This window comes from Streptomyces sp. NRRL WC-3618 (assembly GCF_001280005.1).
In the GTDB taxonomy this organism is placed as follows: domain Bacteria; phylum Actinomycetota; class Actinomycetes; order Streptomycetales; family Streptomycetaceae; genus Streptomyces.
This window is the reverse complement of record NZ_LGDW01000309.1, coordinates 1-391: the sequence shown is the minus strand read 5'-3', so window position 1 is coordinate 391 and position 391 is coordinate 1. Positions and strand designations below refer to the sequence as shown.

Here is a 391-nt window from a genome sequence, read left to right as displayed (position 1 = left end):
GACGAGCCCGGCGGGCAGCCGTGTCTCGGTGGCGGCGTTGAGGCGGTTGCGGAGTTCGACGGAGGTGAGGGAGTCGAAGCCCAGCTCCTTGAACGCCTTGGCGGCGTCGACGGATTCGGGCGACGGGTAGCCGAGTACGGAGGCCACGTTGCTTCGTACGAGGTCGACGAGGAACTTCTCACACTCCTCGGCGCCGAGCCCGGCCAGGCGCTCGGCCAGGGATTCCTGACCCTCGGCTGCCGGGGCGCCCCCCGCTTGCGGGGTGGCCGCCGTGCGGACCTGGGCGCGGATCAGGCTCCGGAAGAGCGGGGGTACGTCGGCGCCGAACTGCTTGCGCAGGGTTTCGGTGTTGAGCTTCATGGGGACGAGGGCGCCGTCGGGCTGGGCGAGG

The 391-nt window shown here is 71.4% G+C and carries 1 protein-coding gene; it reads right to left on the bottom strand.

The features are described from left to right. Positions 1 to 391 (bottom strand): acyl carrier protein (locus ADL01_RS23945; protein ID WP_234354771.1); only part of this gene is annotated, 391 nt, incomplete at both ends.